The organism is Enterococcus sp. AZ071, assembly GCF_050499065.1.
GTDB classification, from domain to species: Bacteria; Bacillota; Bacilli; order Lactobacillales; family Enterococcaceae; genus Enterococcus_A; species Enterococcus_A ferrettii.
On record NZ_JBIPAS010000004.1, the window covers coordinates 1 to 12,491 of the forward strand.

The window sequence follows — 12,491 nt, forward strand, 5'->3', positions numbered from 1 at the left end:
TTCAATTGGAAAACCAGTTCTCTCGACATTAATCTTTAAACCTTGCATAGAATATCCTCCTAGAAAAGGGAGAGACTACTCTCCCTTAGTTTCATCTGTTTCTTTTGGTACCCCTTTGCTCGTTGATACTTTTGCATTTCGAGTTTCAGGGGCTACGACTTTGGGGTTTTAGTCGGTGCTTGGTCAAATGTAATTGTGCAGCTGAACTCTTCGTAAGTAACAGCGTCGCCTGCCCCGGCAATGATATCGGTCACAGTAGCCTTGCCAACAAATGTATCCCCGTTAGTCTGAACTACTTTGTGCCAGACTTTACGCCCGTTTCCGGTAAGATACTTCATGTCAGCAATCATTTTATGCGCTTTATCCTCAGCATCGTAATAACCTTCTGGTGTATAAGCTCCAGCTACTGACATTACTGTTGTTTCTGGCGTGCCATCGCCATCGTAGAATCCTTCTTCTTCGGTCTCTTCATTCGAATCATCACCGATTGTATTAATCCACTTTGCTAAACGAACCCAATCTTTACTTGCTACTTCTGGTGCTGTGTCTTGTCCATCTACATAAGGCGCAAGCCAGTGTTCTCGTTTCGCATTCTTTTGTCGTGCCATTAGTTTTCCTCCTAATAAGTTGTTAGATTTGCTTGAACATCAAACAAAAAAACGAACCAGCCTTGTTCATCAGCAGCGCTGATAAATGGCTTGTTCGCTATTGAGATCGAATCGAAATCAAACGATTCATCCTTACTTTTTACTTCTTCTAGTTTCTCTACATAATCAGAAATAGTCCATAAAGTCTTTTCGATCAAGTTGCCATCTTTAGACTTCATAGCTATTTCATAATTCAGTTGTTGGTCTTTTACATTGTCGTAATATTCAGTAATTACGCTGCCACCAGGTAAAGGATATATAACTAGTGAGTCATCTAATAGATATCCTTTCTTAAGTTTAATTGGCAAATCAGGTATAGAGTTGATCGAGTCTTTCAATCGGTCGATAAAATCCATTACAACCCAGCTCCCTTCAAGAACGCGCGCTTCCAAGCTGGCAGATTCAATGATCTTGCTTTCTTGTCCCAACGTGGACCAGTACCAGGAGTACTGTATTTTCTTGCTGGGACATAGAACCGTTTTCTAGCATAAGGCATTTCATAAAGTATTTTACTGCCATCATGGGAAAGATGTCCTGACTGTCGCAAATGATTATCCTTTTTGGGAACAAAAGTATTCATATCAGCCAGTGCTTGGTTACCAAACGCGTAACGACCTCTTTCGAAAGCTTGTTTACTTAGCTTTCCACGGACACCCGACAGATTAACTGTTACTCCACTCATTACACCACCCCTAACTCATATGAATAAACTTGGTCAACGAATGGCTCCTTAAATACTGCAGCACTGGTAACCGTATGCTCTACACCATCAAAAACAAGCACATCTTGCTCTTTAAATGCTGGTAGCGGATCGGTTAGCCCGTTGTAGCAAAATACAGTAGCATTAAACAGCAACTGCTTCCCTTGTGTGCTAAAGGTGTATGACGGATTACGATCAATACGGACATAGTTTACTAGTTGATCATCTTCAAACTCAGGTTTGTTGTAATCACCTTGGCCTTTATATGATCTATATACCATCGAATCAACAAGCGTTTCTTTTGGTGGCTTAGGTATCAACATGAGCGAACACCTCGATACAATAAGCCAGTTCCTTCTAAGAATACAAAGACATCATCAGGAACTAGCGACTTACTTTCATTCGCACCACTAGAATTGTAACGACTACCATTCGAGATTGACGTAGAGCCAATCTGAAAGCTTTGAGGCATCTTATTTAGCGATTCAAATGTATCGGCATCCATTTCGGTAAAGTAGTTAATCTGAGCTACCAGAGCCTTCTTGAAACGACTCGAACGAAACTCTACATCTGCGGTGATATCATTCCTAATATAAAAATTATTGGTAATGTTTTCCAGTAGAGCCTCAGCCTTCATATAGAAATACTTGAACTTTTCTTCTGAAGCTCTACCATATAGATTTTTATACTCTTCAAAACTAAGATAGCTCATGATCTCCCTCCTCAGAAAGAAAGAGAGCCAAAAGCTCCCTTATAATTTATGTTGAATAGCAACTAAGCCGATTTGTTTGTCTTCGTAAACTTTTTCCCAGTTTTTAGGATTAGATAAATCTTTGTTTGTCGGTGTGATTTCACCAGATTCTCGATCGGCATTTGTAAACTTAACACCGTATGGGTGCATTGTGAACGCACGACGTGTATAGACTTCATCATTCCCTTTTTTAGCATTACGAGCTTTCTCAAAGCTTGTAAGCTTTGCAGGAGTACCTGTGTTCCGGCCAATTGCTCCTGAAGCAAATAAGTAAGAAGTGTAAACTTTAGACGCACCTGTGCCGCTTGCTGGTACACCATCGTCAATCACGACTTGATAGCCTAAATAGGTAGGAATGTTTACTTCTCCACGAGCATTAGGAATAAACGCAATCAAATTTTGCTTTTGTAATGCTGTGTAAACCGCTGAATGCATAACGATCATACTTAAGCGGTCTGCAGAATCTCCAAGCAGTTGTTTAGCGTCCAAAACTAATTCACCTGTAATAGAGGTTGTTTTTTTCGACAACAAATGTGTTCCATTTAAGGGACCAGCAGGAACGGAAGCTCCTGTATCCGCATCTGCAAACAAGCCATTTAAAACGTTAATAAGAACGTGTTGTTCCCGCCGTAACCACCAAGAAGCAATTTTTCCTAGCAATGCCCCTAAAGGATCATCACCGGAAATTACTGCTGCCAGTTCATTAACTGACCATCCACGCCCACGGTACATAACCGCTGCAATATCTGCTCCGGCTGTAATTTTTCCTGTTTCTAATTCCTTTTCTCCGTCTCCAAGCGTTTCATCTTCACCATCTAGATCATTCCAAAATGGCATATTGACTAATAACCCGCCTGCAGTAATATTTTTGGAAACTTCTGCATCTGCAACCGCAACCCCTGACTGGATGATTGCTGATTTTTCTTCTGTGAAGTTATCCATATACGCATTGAACACTTCTGGTGTAACAACATCTAGTAATTTAGTAATTTCATTTGCCATGTATTATTTCTCTCCTTCTTTTTGTAAAAACTGTGTTAAATTGAAAGCTTCTGACTTCATTTGTTGTTTCATCGTCCCAGAAGGTTCTTGAGCCCCCTGAGGATTACCGCCGACAACGATTTTGGGTGTTGCTGGTGTATTTTCTTCTTGCTGAAACAAAAATGTCTTACTTTCCTGCAACCCTTTCAACTGTTCATCAAACCCTTGTAGCTTGCCATCTACGACCTTGATTGTATCTTTGTCTAACTGACCTAACACAATGTCTTCGTCTAACGCCTGTGCTTCTTTAAGCGCTAGTTTGATAGCAAAGTCCTTTTGTTGCTCTGCGAGTTTCGTTTCAGATTCAGTTTTAGCAGAATTGAACTTTTCTTGTAAGTCAGTTAGTTGCTGGGTCAGTTCCTCATTCCCTTTTGCGGACTCTTTTAGTGAATCTAGCTCAGTTTGATTAGTCGTCAGCTGTTCCTTGAATTGGTCACGCTCTTGCTCTGCAGTAGCTACGCTTTTATTCAATTCATTCACTGTTTGACCATGTAAAGCCATGATTGAGCCGATTTGTTCATCTGATAACCCTAATTCCTTCAACTGTTCTCTTTTCATTTAATTCATCCTTTCGAGTTTTGACGTGGCTACGACCACGATGGATTGAGCAGTTTAACGCCATGTTCAGGGCAAAATAAAAAGCCTTATCGCGGCTAACGAGATTTAGGATCACCATCACTTCCCGCCATATTGAACTTTCTTTGTTCAAATTCGGCAATGTCATCGCTCATAAAGTCGATTGATTTTTGATAGAGTTTGTCCGGTGGTTTCTTCTGCATTTCATTGATAAGGTATTTCTGATAATTTTCATCAAGTCCTTTGAAAAACTCCATGAAAGCATCTTGTGAGTTGCGTTGTTTTACTTGTTTGTGGGTTTCCATCAACTTCACTCCCTATTCGTAATTCTTTTTCAGTTCATCCATTTCACTAAGAATCAATTCAGCAAGCTCTGCCTTCTTTTTCCCCGGCTTAGTGTGCTGCTGCTTAACCATCAAGCCGCTTATCCGTTTATTGGTGTAGCTGTGAGTCACTTTCCCCTTACACTGCTTACATTCAGCGTAATTGTGTTGAATGCCATCGCTCAACTTGTCCTGTTTCATAATTAGAGGTGTTAATTCGCTGCAAAAGCCGCATTGAAATAGTTGTTCTGCCATCCTTGTTCCTCCTAAAAGTCGTCATACCTGAAATCCTTCAGCAAAGTATTAAGCGGCGTATAGACTTTCTCACGCTTATAATTCCTGCTTAGGTACTCGTTTGAAGCTACTAGCTCTCTAGTTCGTTTCTGCATCGCTCTAACCTTACGACCCCACTCAGCCGCGTTGTCAGTGTGTCCCATAGCCTCAGCTACCATCTGATTCTTTTTAAGCTTAACAATGGCGCGTTCTAGTTCTCGCTGTTTCTTCATAAGCTTAGAGACTTCCGCATTCTCCCTTGCATCATAGGAAGGCTGGTTGTTAGTATTAACGCCAGGTATAAATGGAATGTGCAAATGGTTGCAATTGACTCCTCTATGACCGCCAGGAGTTCCATATTCAGCTTTCCAATACGGATCGTAAATGCTTTTATACTCACTACCAGGTGGCACACTATCTCTTAAATCGACAACATGACCTTGAATAAGTGAACAAGCTGGGCGTGCTCCCATGTGACTTGTTACAACAACCGTGTGAACGCCATATTCAGCCATACGGTCTTTTCGTAAAGTATCATAGGTATTTGCTAATGTAGACTTTAAAACCGTTCTAACATACCGCTCTAGGCTCCAAGAATGCCCTCCTTTATCAATAAAAGCACTGCGAATTCCTTTTTGTGCCAATTCTTGGATCGCTTTTTCTAATGATTGGTCGAAGTTCAATAGTCCTGCATTAAACAATGCTTGCGTCCGTTGCAATACTCCTTGATAAGCCTGTGTTGCAGCACCCAAGCCGTAATTCGTAGTAACGAGTGTCTGATTGATTAAGTTATCAATGCCGGACCATGATTGATCCGCATAGCTCTTAATGATATTGTCCAAATTGCTAGGCATTGGCATAGTTTCATACGGCATGACCTTGTCAATATCGGTCACTGTTTGCTTACCTGCAGCTTCAAACATCTTGTTAATCTCTGACTCGGCAATCCCTGTAACCTTGGATAGTTCCTTTACGACCTCATTGTTGAATAGGTGTAAATCCTTCAAAGCTTCTGTTTGCCACTCCAAAATGTCTGTATGACCACTTGATAGCCGCTTAATCATAATGCGGAGTATTTCACCTTCTAGTGAATTGTAAAGCTCAGCAAAGTTGCTCGACCATAAGTCGAGTTGGTGAGGTGTAATCATTACTCATCATCCCCTAGCTCCTGTTGTTCCATAAAAGCTTGTATCTCACTTTGATTCAATCCTGTTTCTTGCATTTGAATCAGCTGATACCACTCATATGATTCTTCCTCAGTGATTTTGAAGATTCCTTCTAGTGCTTTAGTGATCGGAACCAGCCCAGCTGTTTTGGCTTTACTGAAGAAGTCTAACTTCTGATCCAAACTCTCAAAGATTCCGTCATCAAAATCTACACTGATTTGTTCAAAGCTAGGTATTTCACCGGTATAAAGTTTGATTCCACCTTCTAAGATAGTCCCTGAGGCTAGTTCAAGAACTGATACGACTAATCCTTTGATAAACTTCTCTACTTCGTTACAGTGCATGTTACGAGTTCGATACGTTAATGAGTTCTCACTAACAATTTCGGTTGCTGTCTTTACTGACTGGCCGTCAAAACTAAAAGTGCCTACAGATAGTTGCATCTGCATTTCTAATGTCTTCATGAACTGATTAATAGCTGTGATATATTGATCCGCACGAATATCGTTAGTGATATCCTTGATTAATTCCTTATCATCATCCATCCTCATAGGGCGATAGATATTTACATCTGGATCAAATACAGGTTGTAACGAATTGCCTTGTTCATCAGGTACATAATTCAATACATGATCACTGACAACTACTGTGCGCTGCCCCATTCTAATTTCCCAGTTGAATTGGTCATAGGTATCATTAATCTGCTTCAGAGTGTTTACCGCATTGTCACAGATGCCAATCCCAAGAGGACTATACAGACTAAAGTTATTGAACCCGGCAGGTTTTAAGTAATTGAATAGTGGCTTTTTCATGAATTCTAACGTAGCTGTTTCTTCCAAACCTTCATATTGCCCTTTATGACCTAAAGGTACTCTCGAACCGTAACTGTTAACATCTTCTGAGCGGTATAGCTCATTAGTAATAACTACCTTCTCATCCTCCCATTCATGGAACTCTAGCAAAGTGTAGTAAATTGTCTTATCTTGTTCTACCTCCAATGTTTTGAAGACAAGTACACCCTCAGCAATACCGTTAGAAGTCGAGCGTAGAGGATAAAAAGCATTCGCTAGTGCCCAAGAGAATTCCACTTCACCAGTAGCGGTGTCAACGTATGGCCTAACTGCTAAACCACCAGCTACAAACATCGGTTCTAGATACTTAGAAAGATTTTTTTTGAAGTCGTTGTGTTCGAAAACATGCTTGATATAGTCATTCGCTTCGTCTATATCAACAGATATTTCAACTTGTTCATTAAACACTAGACTTGCCAGCATTTCAGCGGTAAGTTTTCGCATATTGATAGTCATGTAATCACGACGTTTTATCTCGTTGTTCGAATTGATATAAACGATCTTGTCATACTCGTTGCGATATTCTCGAAAGTCACGCTCAATCCGCTGCAACTCGATAGGATCGATGTTTACTTTAGGATGGTCATTGATTGAATTTAGTGTTTGTCCTGTCACAGCATAGCCCCCTCTCTTGAATAAGTTTTTAATATTTTGAATTACTCCCATACACTTCACCTACCTTTTCAGCTTCCAAGCCCGAGCATTATCTAAACAAGCATATTTGAAGGCATCTACGCTGTGATCAAACTCCTTCAATACTTTAGGATCGTCACTATTTAAATAGCGTTCATCAAACTGATATCGCTTGTGTTCTTCAATAAAAAGAGTCAGGTCATCGCAATTTGATAACCCGGTTTTTATTGTTGGCACTAAATAGTAAAAACGCCCCTGAGCAAGTAAGTCATGGACGTAATCAATCATATCTATATTCTTTTTCTTTGCTACTGGATGCCAGCGCTGCCCAAAATCTTTGAAATACTGATTTCTTAGACCTCCTTCAGCAGAATCAATCGTTCGCTGCATAATCTTTGCATTGCCTATTGAGTAATGATTAGCCGTCTTAGTAACGAACTCATGCAATTCGCTTGATAAGTCACTAGGCGCTTTTTTAACAGCCTTGCCTTGTGGCGAATAGTAATACATATTCAACAGAATGACATTGCCTTTTGCTGTTAGTCCGAAACAAAGCGAAACGGTTGCGGATGTTTGATGCCCAACATCAGTAGCATAGTACAAGCTGACAATCCTATCATCATCCGGCAGTTCATTTAACGGTTGGAATAAATTGATATTGTAAACATTCGTTCCAAGTCCTACAGGCTCACCTAAATACAAATAGCGGTAATAATCAAAGTCATTCTCTTTTATCCGCTCTATATCACTTAGCATTTGATCTGTAACAAACCCTAGTTTGTCATCCAAATAACTAGACTCATGTATTAAGTAATCTGGATGTCCTTTTAACGTCTCTACCCATTCATTAATCCAACTGTACGGATTTCTAGGTGGGTTATACGACCAAAAGAATTGAACCTGCTTAGCTAACGGATGCTTTTGCCGCATGAACGTAACATTTGATTGGTCAAAATCTTCAGCATCTTTGAACTCAGCCGCTTCCTCGTACCAGACTGCGATTATATTGCCGATATCGTTTGATTTAAGCTTTTGAAAGTCATCTTGCCCGTAGAAGTAGAAGGTTGAGCCTGTCTTCTTATGAGTGATCTTAAACGGTGATACAGTGAAACTAAATTGACTTGAGATAAAGAATTTGCTCAAAGCCCACTGTATTTTTAGATAAACGCTATCTCGTATTGTATTAGCTACCTTACGAATTACTACAACGTTTGCCTTCTCTCCTTTAAGCAAATAGGCTAACATTTTGAAAACTAACAATAAGGCAATTACTGAGGACTTGAAAGAGTTACGCCCGCCTTTTAACACCACATAAGGCTTCTGGTTCGTCCAAACTGATTTGAAGTGCGGATTTACTTCCTTCTGAATGTGGATAGTCTTACTCATCACTACCACTCCACTCGTCAATAATGGTAATACCTGCGCTACCCTCATCATTACCTAATAAATCTAATCGTTTCAGTAGTGATTCACCTGCTTTGATCACATCACTAACTTTAGTAGGGTAAGCTACAATCTTAGGCTCTTCAGTCTCTACAGTTTGTTTTTTAAGCTGCTTATCATCTCCAACAGGAACCCACTTTTCTTCTTTAGACCTAAGAGTGACAACTTGATGCTCACTCTCTTGCCTATTAAATATCCTAGTCAATCCCTGCAATATTTCTTGCTGAGTGGCAACCTTTCCGTGAGATAACACGCGCATGCGATCATCAATGTAATTCTTAATACCAATATTTCCCAATAGTTTATATCCTAGTGAGTTCGAATAACTTTCACTGTAACCGGCTTTAATAGCTGATTGGTAAATATTCACTGATTCGATATAATTATCAGCAAACCTTCTTTGTTGTTCGTTAATACCATAGTATTCCAACACATCGGTTATATCTTCAGTGCCATCATTCTCTATTACGAGTTGCGCTTGTTCCTTGTGTGCACCCTTTTCCTGTTTTGTGTGCACACTCTTTTTCTTTCTAGGTGCGCCCTTATTCTGTTCCTGCTCTTTCCACTTTCGGGTCTTCCATGACTTTACTGTGTTGATAGAGACACCGTGCTTTGCGGCAATCTCTTTATACTTCATACCTTCTTGGTAATCTTTATATGCTAACTCCCATTTTTCCACATCACACGGCACCTCTCTTTCAACGCAAAATAAAACAGCCTCACGAGGAGACTGTTAGATGATTTTCAAGTAATTGCTAAGCAAAGTTGCATGGTAAGATTTTCCAGATCCTGTGTTTGTAAATATTAATGCTGACTCTTGTCCAGGTTCAGGTATAACTCTTAGTATATCCATTCTTTCTAATTCTCCCAAAAGATCTTTGTTAAAAACATAATCGGATTCACTCAGCATAATTTGATAAGTGTTTCCAACTCTTGCCTCTGAGAAGAAAACTTTGAAATAATCCACCTTTTTCTCAAGTTGCTCGACTAAACTTTTTGCTTTATTGAGGAACCCATATTCATATTCAAAATCAGAAATTTTATCACAAAGATCATCTAGTTCATATAATCCTACATTTGTTGGGTCTGCTCCCGCACTTTCTGCTATCGCTCGAAAAATACGTTTTACATGATCTGGGTTGCTCAAAGATAAACTTTGTAGCATATCAGTAGGACTTGGCAACTGATCAATCAATAGGTTAGTATGGCAGGCAGGAATTACTTTTATGCCCTTCATCCATCCAGCTCCCATTTCAAAATTAATCCAAGGTCTTTTTACCGAATCTTTACTACACAATGCAATCATTATTGATGCATTGTTTAAAGCATTAGTTATTTGGTTTAACCACTCAGCCCCAGCGCTAATACTTACCCCGTCTGAAGACACAAAGACTTCAACAAAGCCTACAAATTTTTTCTCTATTTCTTCTTTTAACATAACCGCTAGTTCTGATTCTTCGCTGATATGACTGATAAATACAACTACTTTTTTCATACGATTTCCTCCTTTATAGGTTTTATCGTATGTTTGTAGGAAATATTTGTCAAATCCCATCTTTATTACCTCCTTGTAAACCAAAAAAGACCGCCTAAGCGATCTTGTATGTATTGTGCAACCTACACGACGACACTAGCTGAGTCTTCCTTCGTCCGCTGTTAGCCAACATCTCGCCCTCGGTTGCTATTTGTGGGCGCTTATGTCCCGATATGTTCCCGTTCCAGGGTAGAGAGACACCCGCATCATTCAGTCGCACTTAACGGTGGCGAAACACCGGAACACTGGATCAGGCTATCCCCTGACCGTGGCTTACTCATTGAACTATGTGTCCATCAATTCAACCTCTGCACATAGACCGCGTACAAAGCCTGCGTAAGGCAACTTGACGTGTTCCTAGCAAGTCCAACTTAATGTTAATTGCAATCTACCAGCAAATGCCGCTCCTATTCATGAAATATAGGTCTCAGTTGCTATTGACGTGACCGGACTCGAACCGGCGCATTTTTGGGTATCGACCCCAAGCGCTCTGCCTGCTGAGCTACACGTCAACTTGGAGGAGCTACCTCCTAGCAATTGCTAAATTTGGCTACTTGCGATTTACCCTTGCGCTAGGTACGTCTTCGCCAATGTCACTGGAGTGGCACCGCCCCACTCACGTATCAATATGGTAACCAGTTGCTTATACCAGCTCTCTTGGGTAGCTCCTAAACACATTGATACACCCTCGCGTCTTCTACTTCCGCCACAGCGACAAAACAGGCAGCACGTGTCGAAATAAGAAAAAGGGAGTGTCTCATCTCCTTTAATTTATTTTGTGCTGCCTATAAACCCACTATGCTAATTCGGTTGTTTGTTAAGTGTAGTCAAAACAGACAGATTTTTTAGTTGGTCGAATTGCGAAGTGGGTTAATTTAAAACTTCCGATAGTACTATTTTAGGCTATTGACAAGTGGGAAAACCACACGTTTCTTTCCCAAATTAATTTACTTCTCCGATTCTTCGGCCAAAGTCCAATAATACCTTTTGTCTAATACGATAAATCGTATTTCTTGAGTATCCATGTTTTTTCCCGAAGCTAACCCAATCCATCCAGCTATCTTCGCCCCAGTACTTTGAATACATCAAATTTTGGATATCTTTACTCTGCTCCTCCAAAGTATCCTTAATTGATACTTTCCAAAGCTCCCTGTTAGCGATATACGGGTCTGACAGTTCCTTTATAACCTGGCTTTCAATCGGGTTACTCATTATGTTGCTTTTGCCTCCACCGATGTTCTCATCGGCTTCCCGCATCTTCATTTCTTCTTTTCGTATTGCGATCTCTTTGTTGTATTCATAATAATGAGCGAATTTACGATCTAGCTCATTCATTAAATAATCATTTCTTGCCAATGTTTCATCCCCTACCTCACATAATTTTTTGACATCCTCTAGCAAATCTAGAACCGCCATTACATATCCCTGACCATAAGAATCATAATTATTCGGATGCTTATAAGGTAACGGTATAATATTTGGTTTCTGCCATTTAATTAAGAGTTGCTGTTTGTTCACCTCTGATCTCCTTTCAAGCCGACGTTAGTGGACTTATCCTATTTGTTTTCTTCTTTATCAATCGGCTTAAATCCTTTGACAAAAATATTGCCGTATTTGATTTCTCTACTTCCATAAGTTCCTATCAGTCTGCCATCAACTATCAGGTTCTTGGCTTTATCTCCAGAGTGTCTATGACTTTTGTAGATAAGTGTTAACTGAGCTCCTTGACAATAATTGTTTAACTTCATCGCTTTCGCGACAGCCTGTTTCGTAACACCTAAATGGTCAGCTACCTCTTGTTGGTTATTAAAGACGATCACATCTTGATCCTTAGTGACCACCTTTATCTTGTTTGCCATAATTGCATCTCCTAACCTATTACCTTGAACTTAGACATCCTATAATTCTTAACAGCTTGATCCATCTCAGCTTTGCTCCATGGTCGAAATAATCTTGCGCGGTATTTAATCACCATGTCCACGAACTCATAGCGGATTGATTCAATACACTCAACTTGTCCGCAGACACCCTTATATACAAAAGGATCACCGATTCTGTACAGTGGATTTTCATTTGTAAATTCGCACTTAATGTATTTACGTTCAAAAACACTAACTGGTTCATATTTTGAATAGTCTGACTGGCTGCCGATCTTTTGAGCAATACCTTCAACTTCGATTCGTGAGGACTTGCTATACAATCTTTTCATCTCAAGAATGTGGGTCAACACATAGCCTTCATCTTTATAGTCAAAGAGTTCTCCCACTTCAACTGACTGGCTAAACCCTTCTCTGTATAATTTAAATATCGCCTGCATGAGTCGTCACTTCCTATGTTTCTTTTAACGTCGCGTTACTTAATTATTGTTAATCATAATCATGAAATCTTTTTTCGATTCTCGCAGTTTGCCTGCAAAAGATTCTAAAGCGTCACACTCTTCTTGTGTCATATCTTCGAATCCTTCTCCCTCACCATAGATGACCCCATCAATAATAAATGCGATATCCTCTGCTGCAATCTTAATTTTATTCATAAACTTCTCCTTTCAAGCGT

Annotated in this window: 18 protein-coding genes and 1 tRNA gene; all 19 read right to left on the reverse strand. The window is 39.9% G+C overall.

The window, feature by feature from the left end:
- Positions 1–152: 152 nt before the first annotated feature.
- Complete coding sequence (locus IGI49_RS24945) at positions 153–608, reverse strand: phage tail tube protein (protein ID WP_207702668.1); 456 nt, start codon at positions 606–608, stop codon at positions 153–155.
- A gap of 11 nt (positions 609–619) precedes the next feature.
- Entirely contained in the window at positions 620–1,003 is a 384-nt protein-coding gene (locus IGI49_RS24950) for a minor capsid protein (RefSeq protein ID WP_207702669.1), read from the reverse strand.
- Positions 1,003–1,329, reverse strand: coding sequence for a minor capsid protein (locus tag IGI49_RS24955; protein ID WP_429966158.1), 327 nt, complete (start codon positions 1,327–1,329; stop codon positions 1,003–1,005). Before IGI49_RS24955 ends, IGI49_RS24950 begins: the two co-directional genes overlap by 1 nt.
- Positions 1,329–1,670: a putative minor capsid protein gene (locus tag IGI49_RS24960; RefSeq protein WP_429966159.1), complete on the reverse strand. Its 342-nt coding sequence runs from the start codon at positions 1,668–1,670 to the stop codon at positions 1,329–1,331. The genes IGI49_RS24955 and IGI49_RS24960 overlap by 1 nt, the downstream gene beginning before the upstream one ends.
- A complete protein-coding gene (locus IGI49_RS24965; protein ID WP_429966160.1) occupies positions 1,664–2,059 on the reverse strand; it encodes a hypothetical protein in 396 nt (131 codons plus the stop codon). The genes IGI49_RS24960 and IGI49_RS24965 overlap by 7 nt, the downstream gene beginning before the upstream one ends.
- Before the next feature lie 39 nt (positions 2,060–2,098).
- Positions 2,099–3,100, reverse strand: a complete 1,002-nt coding sequence (locus IGI49_RS24970) for a major capsid protein (RefSeq protein WP_207702673.1) — start codon at positions 3,098–3,100, stop codon at positions 2,099–2,101.
- Positions 3,101–3,103: 3 nt separating this feature from the next.
- Positions 3,104–3,697: a phage scaffolding protein gene (locus tag IGI49_RS24975; RefSeq protein WP_429966161.1), complete on the reverse strand. Its 594-nt coding sequence runs from the start codon at positions 3,695–3,697 to the stop codon at positions 3,104–3,106.
- Positions 3,698–3,792: 95 nt separating this feature from the next.
- Positions 3,793–4,020 (reverse strand): hypothetical protein, encoded by a 228-nt coding sequence (locus IGI49_RS24980; protein WP_207702675.1) that lies wholly within the window; start codon positions 4,018–4,020, stop codon positions 3,793–3,795.
- Between the two features lie 12 nt (positions 4,021–4,032).
- A complete protein-coding gene (locus tag IGI49_RS24985) occupies positions 4,033–4,293 on the reverse strand; it encodes a hypothetical protein (RefSeq protein ID WP_207702676.1) in 261 nt (86 codons plus the stop codon).
- 11 nt (positions 4,294–4,304) lie between these two features.
- The gene (locus tag IGI49_RS24990; protein ID WP_207702677.1) at positions 4,305–5,459 is read right to left on the reverse strand and encodes a phage minor capsid protein; all 1,155 of its coding nucleotides are present in this window, start codon (positions 5,457–5,459) and stop codon (positions 4,305–4,307) included.
- Entirely contained in the window at positions 5,459–6,943 is a 1,485-nt protein-coding gene (locus tag IGI49_RS24995; RefSeq protein WP_429966162.1) for a phage portal protein, read from the reverse strand. Before IGI49_RS24995 ends, IGI49_RS24990 begins: the two co-directional genes overlap by 1 nt.
- Positions 6,944–7,003: 60 nt before the next feature.
- Entirely contained in the window at positions 7,004–8,347 is a 1,344-nt protein-coding gene (locus tag IGI49_RS25000; RefSeq protein WP_429966163.1) for a PBSX family phage terminase large subunit, read from the reverse strand.
- Positions 8,340–9,083 (reverse strand): terminase small subunit, encoded by a 744-nt coding sequence (locus IGI49_RS25005; RefSeq protein ID WP_429966164.1) that lies wholly within the window; start codon positions 9,081–9,083, stop codon positions 8,340–8,342. The genes IGI49_RS25000 and IGI49_RS25005 overlap by 8 nt, the downstream gene beginning before the upstream one ends.
- A gap of 54 nt (positions 9,084–9,137) precedes the next feature.
- Positions 9,138–9,959 (reverse strand): toll/interleukin-1 receptor domain-containing protein, encoded by an 822-nt coding sequence (locus IGI49_RS25010; RefSeq protein ID WP_429966165.1) that lies wholly within the window; start codon positions 9,957–9,959, stop codon positions 9,138–9,140.
- A 416-nt stretch (positions 9,960–10,375) separates the two neighbouring features.
- Positions 10,376–10,450 (reverse strand) — tRNA-Ile (locus IGI49_RS25015).
- Positions 10,451–10,880: 430 nt separating this feature from the next.
- On the reverse strand, positions 10,881–11,456 hold the full coding sequence (locus IGI49_RS25020) for a hypothetical protein (RefSeq protein WP_429966166.1): 576 nt from the start codon (positions 11,454–11,456) through the stop codon (positions 10,881–10,883).
- A gap of 38 nt (positions 11,457–11,494) precedes the next feature.
- Positions 11,495–11,797: a hypothetical protein gene (locus IGI49_RS25025; RefSeq protein WP_429963716.1), complete on the reverse strand. Its 303-nt coding sequence runs from the start codon at positions 11,795–11,797 to the stop codon at positions 11,495–11,497.
- Between the two features lie 11 nt (positions 11,798–11,808).
- Positions 11,809–12,255: a hypothetical protein gene (locus IGI49_RS25030; RefSeq protein ID WP_429963717.1), complete on the reverse strand. Its 447-nt coding sequence runs from the start codon at positions 12,253–12,255 to the stop codon at positions 11,809–11,811.
- A gap of 39 nt (positions 12,256–12,294) precedes the next feature.
- A complete protein-coding gene (locus tag IGI49_RS25035; protein WP_429966167.1) occupies positions 12,295–12,471 on the reverse strand; it encodes a hypothetical protein in 177 nt (58 codons plus the stop codon).
- Positions 12,472–12,491: the final 20 nt, after the last annotated feature.

What these genes read in the sequence shown, in the direction of transcription:
- IGI49_RS24945 (WP_207702668.1), bottom strand. Translation starts at nt 608, where the DNA reads ATGGCACGACAAAAGAATGCGAAACGAGAACACTGGCTTGCGCCTTAT.
- IGI49_RS24950 (WP_207702669.1), bottom strand. Translation starts at nt 1,003, where the DNA reads ATGGATTTTATCGACCGATTGAAAGACTCGATCAACTCTATACCTGAT.
- IGI49_RS24955 (WP_429966158.1), bottom strand. Translation starts at nt 1,329, where the DNA reads ATGAGTGGAGTAACAGTTAATCTGTCGGGTGTCCGTGGAAAGCTAAGT.
- IGI49_RS24960 (WP_429966159.1), bottom strand. Translation starts at nt 1,670, where the DNA reads ATGTTGATACCTAAGCCACCAAAAGAAACGCTTGTTGATTCGATGGTA.
- IGI49_RS24965 (WP_429966160.1), bottom strand. Translation starts at nt 2,059, where the DNA reads ATGAGCTATCTTAGTTTTGAAGAGTATAAAAATCTATATGGTAGAGCT.
- IGI49_RS24970 (WP_207702673.1), bottom strand. Translation starts at nt 3,100, where the DNA reads ATGGCAAATGAAATTACTAAATTACTAGATGTTGTTACACCAGAAGTG.
- IGI49_RS24975 (WP_429966161.1), bottom strand. Translation starts at nt 3,697, where the DNA reads ATGAAAAGAGAACAGTTGAAGGAATTAGGGTTATCAGATGAACAAATC.
- IGI49_RS24980 (WP_207702675.1), bottom strand. Translation starts at nt 4,020, where the DNA reads ATGGAAACCCACAAACAAGTAAAACAACGCAACTCACAAGATGCTTTC.
- IGI49_RS24985 (WP_207702676.1), bottom strand. Translation starts at nt 4,293, where the DNA reads ATGGCAGAACAACTATTTCAATGCGGCTTTTGCAGCGAATTAACACCT.
- IGI49_RS24990 (WP_207702677.1), bottom strand. Translation starts at nt 5,459, where the DNA reads ATGATTACACCTCACCAACTCGACTTATGGTCGAGCAACTTTGCTGAG.
- IGI49_RS25000 (WP_429966163.1), bottom strand. Translation starts at nt 8,347, where the DNA reads ATGAGTAAGACTATCCACATTCAGAAGGAAGTAAATCCGCACTTCAAA.
- IGI49_RS25010 (WP_429966165.1), bottom strand. Translation starts at nt 9,959, where the DNA reads ATGGGATTTGACAAATATTTCCTACAAACATACGATAAAACCTATAAA.
- IGI49_RS25025 (WP_429963716.1), bottom strand. Translation starts at nt 11,797, where the DNA reads ATGGCAAACAAGATAAAGGTGGTCACTAAGGATCAAGATGTGATCGTC.
- IGI49_RS25030 (WP_429963717.1), bottom strand. Translation starts at nt 12,255, where the DNA reads ATGCAGGCGATATTTAAATTATACAGAGAAGGGTTTAGCCAGTCAGTT.
- IGI49_RS25035 (WP_429966167.1), bottom strand. Translation starts at nt 12,471, where the DNA reads ATGAATAAAATTAAGATTGCAGCAGAGGATATCGCATTTATTATTGAT.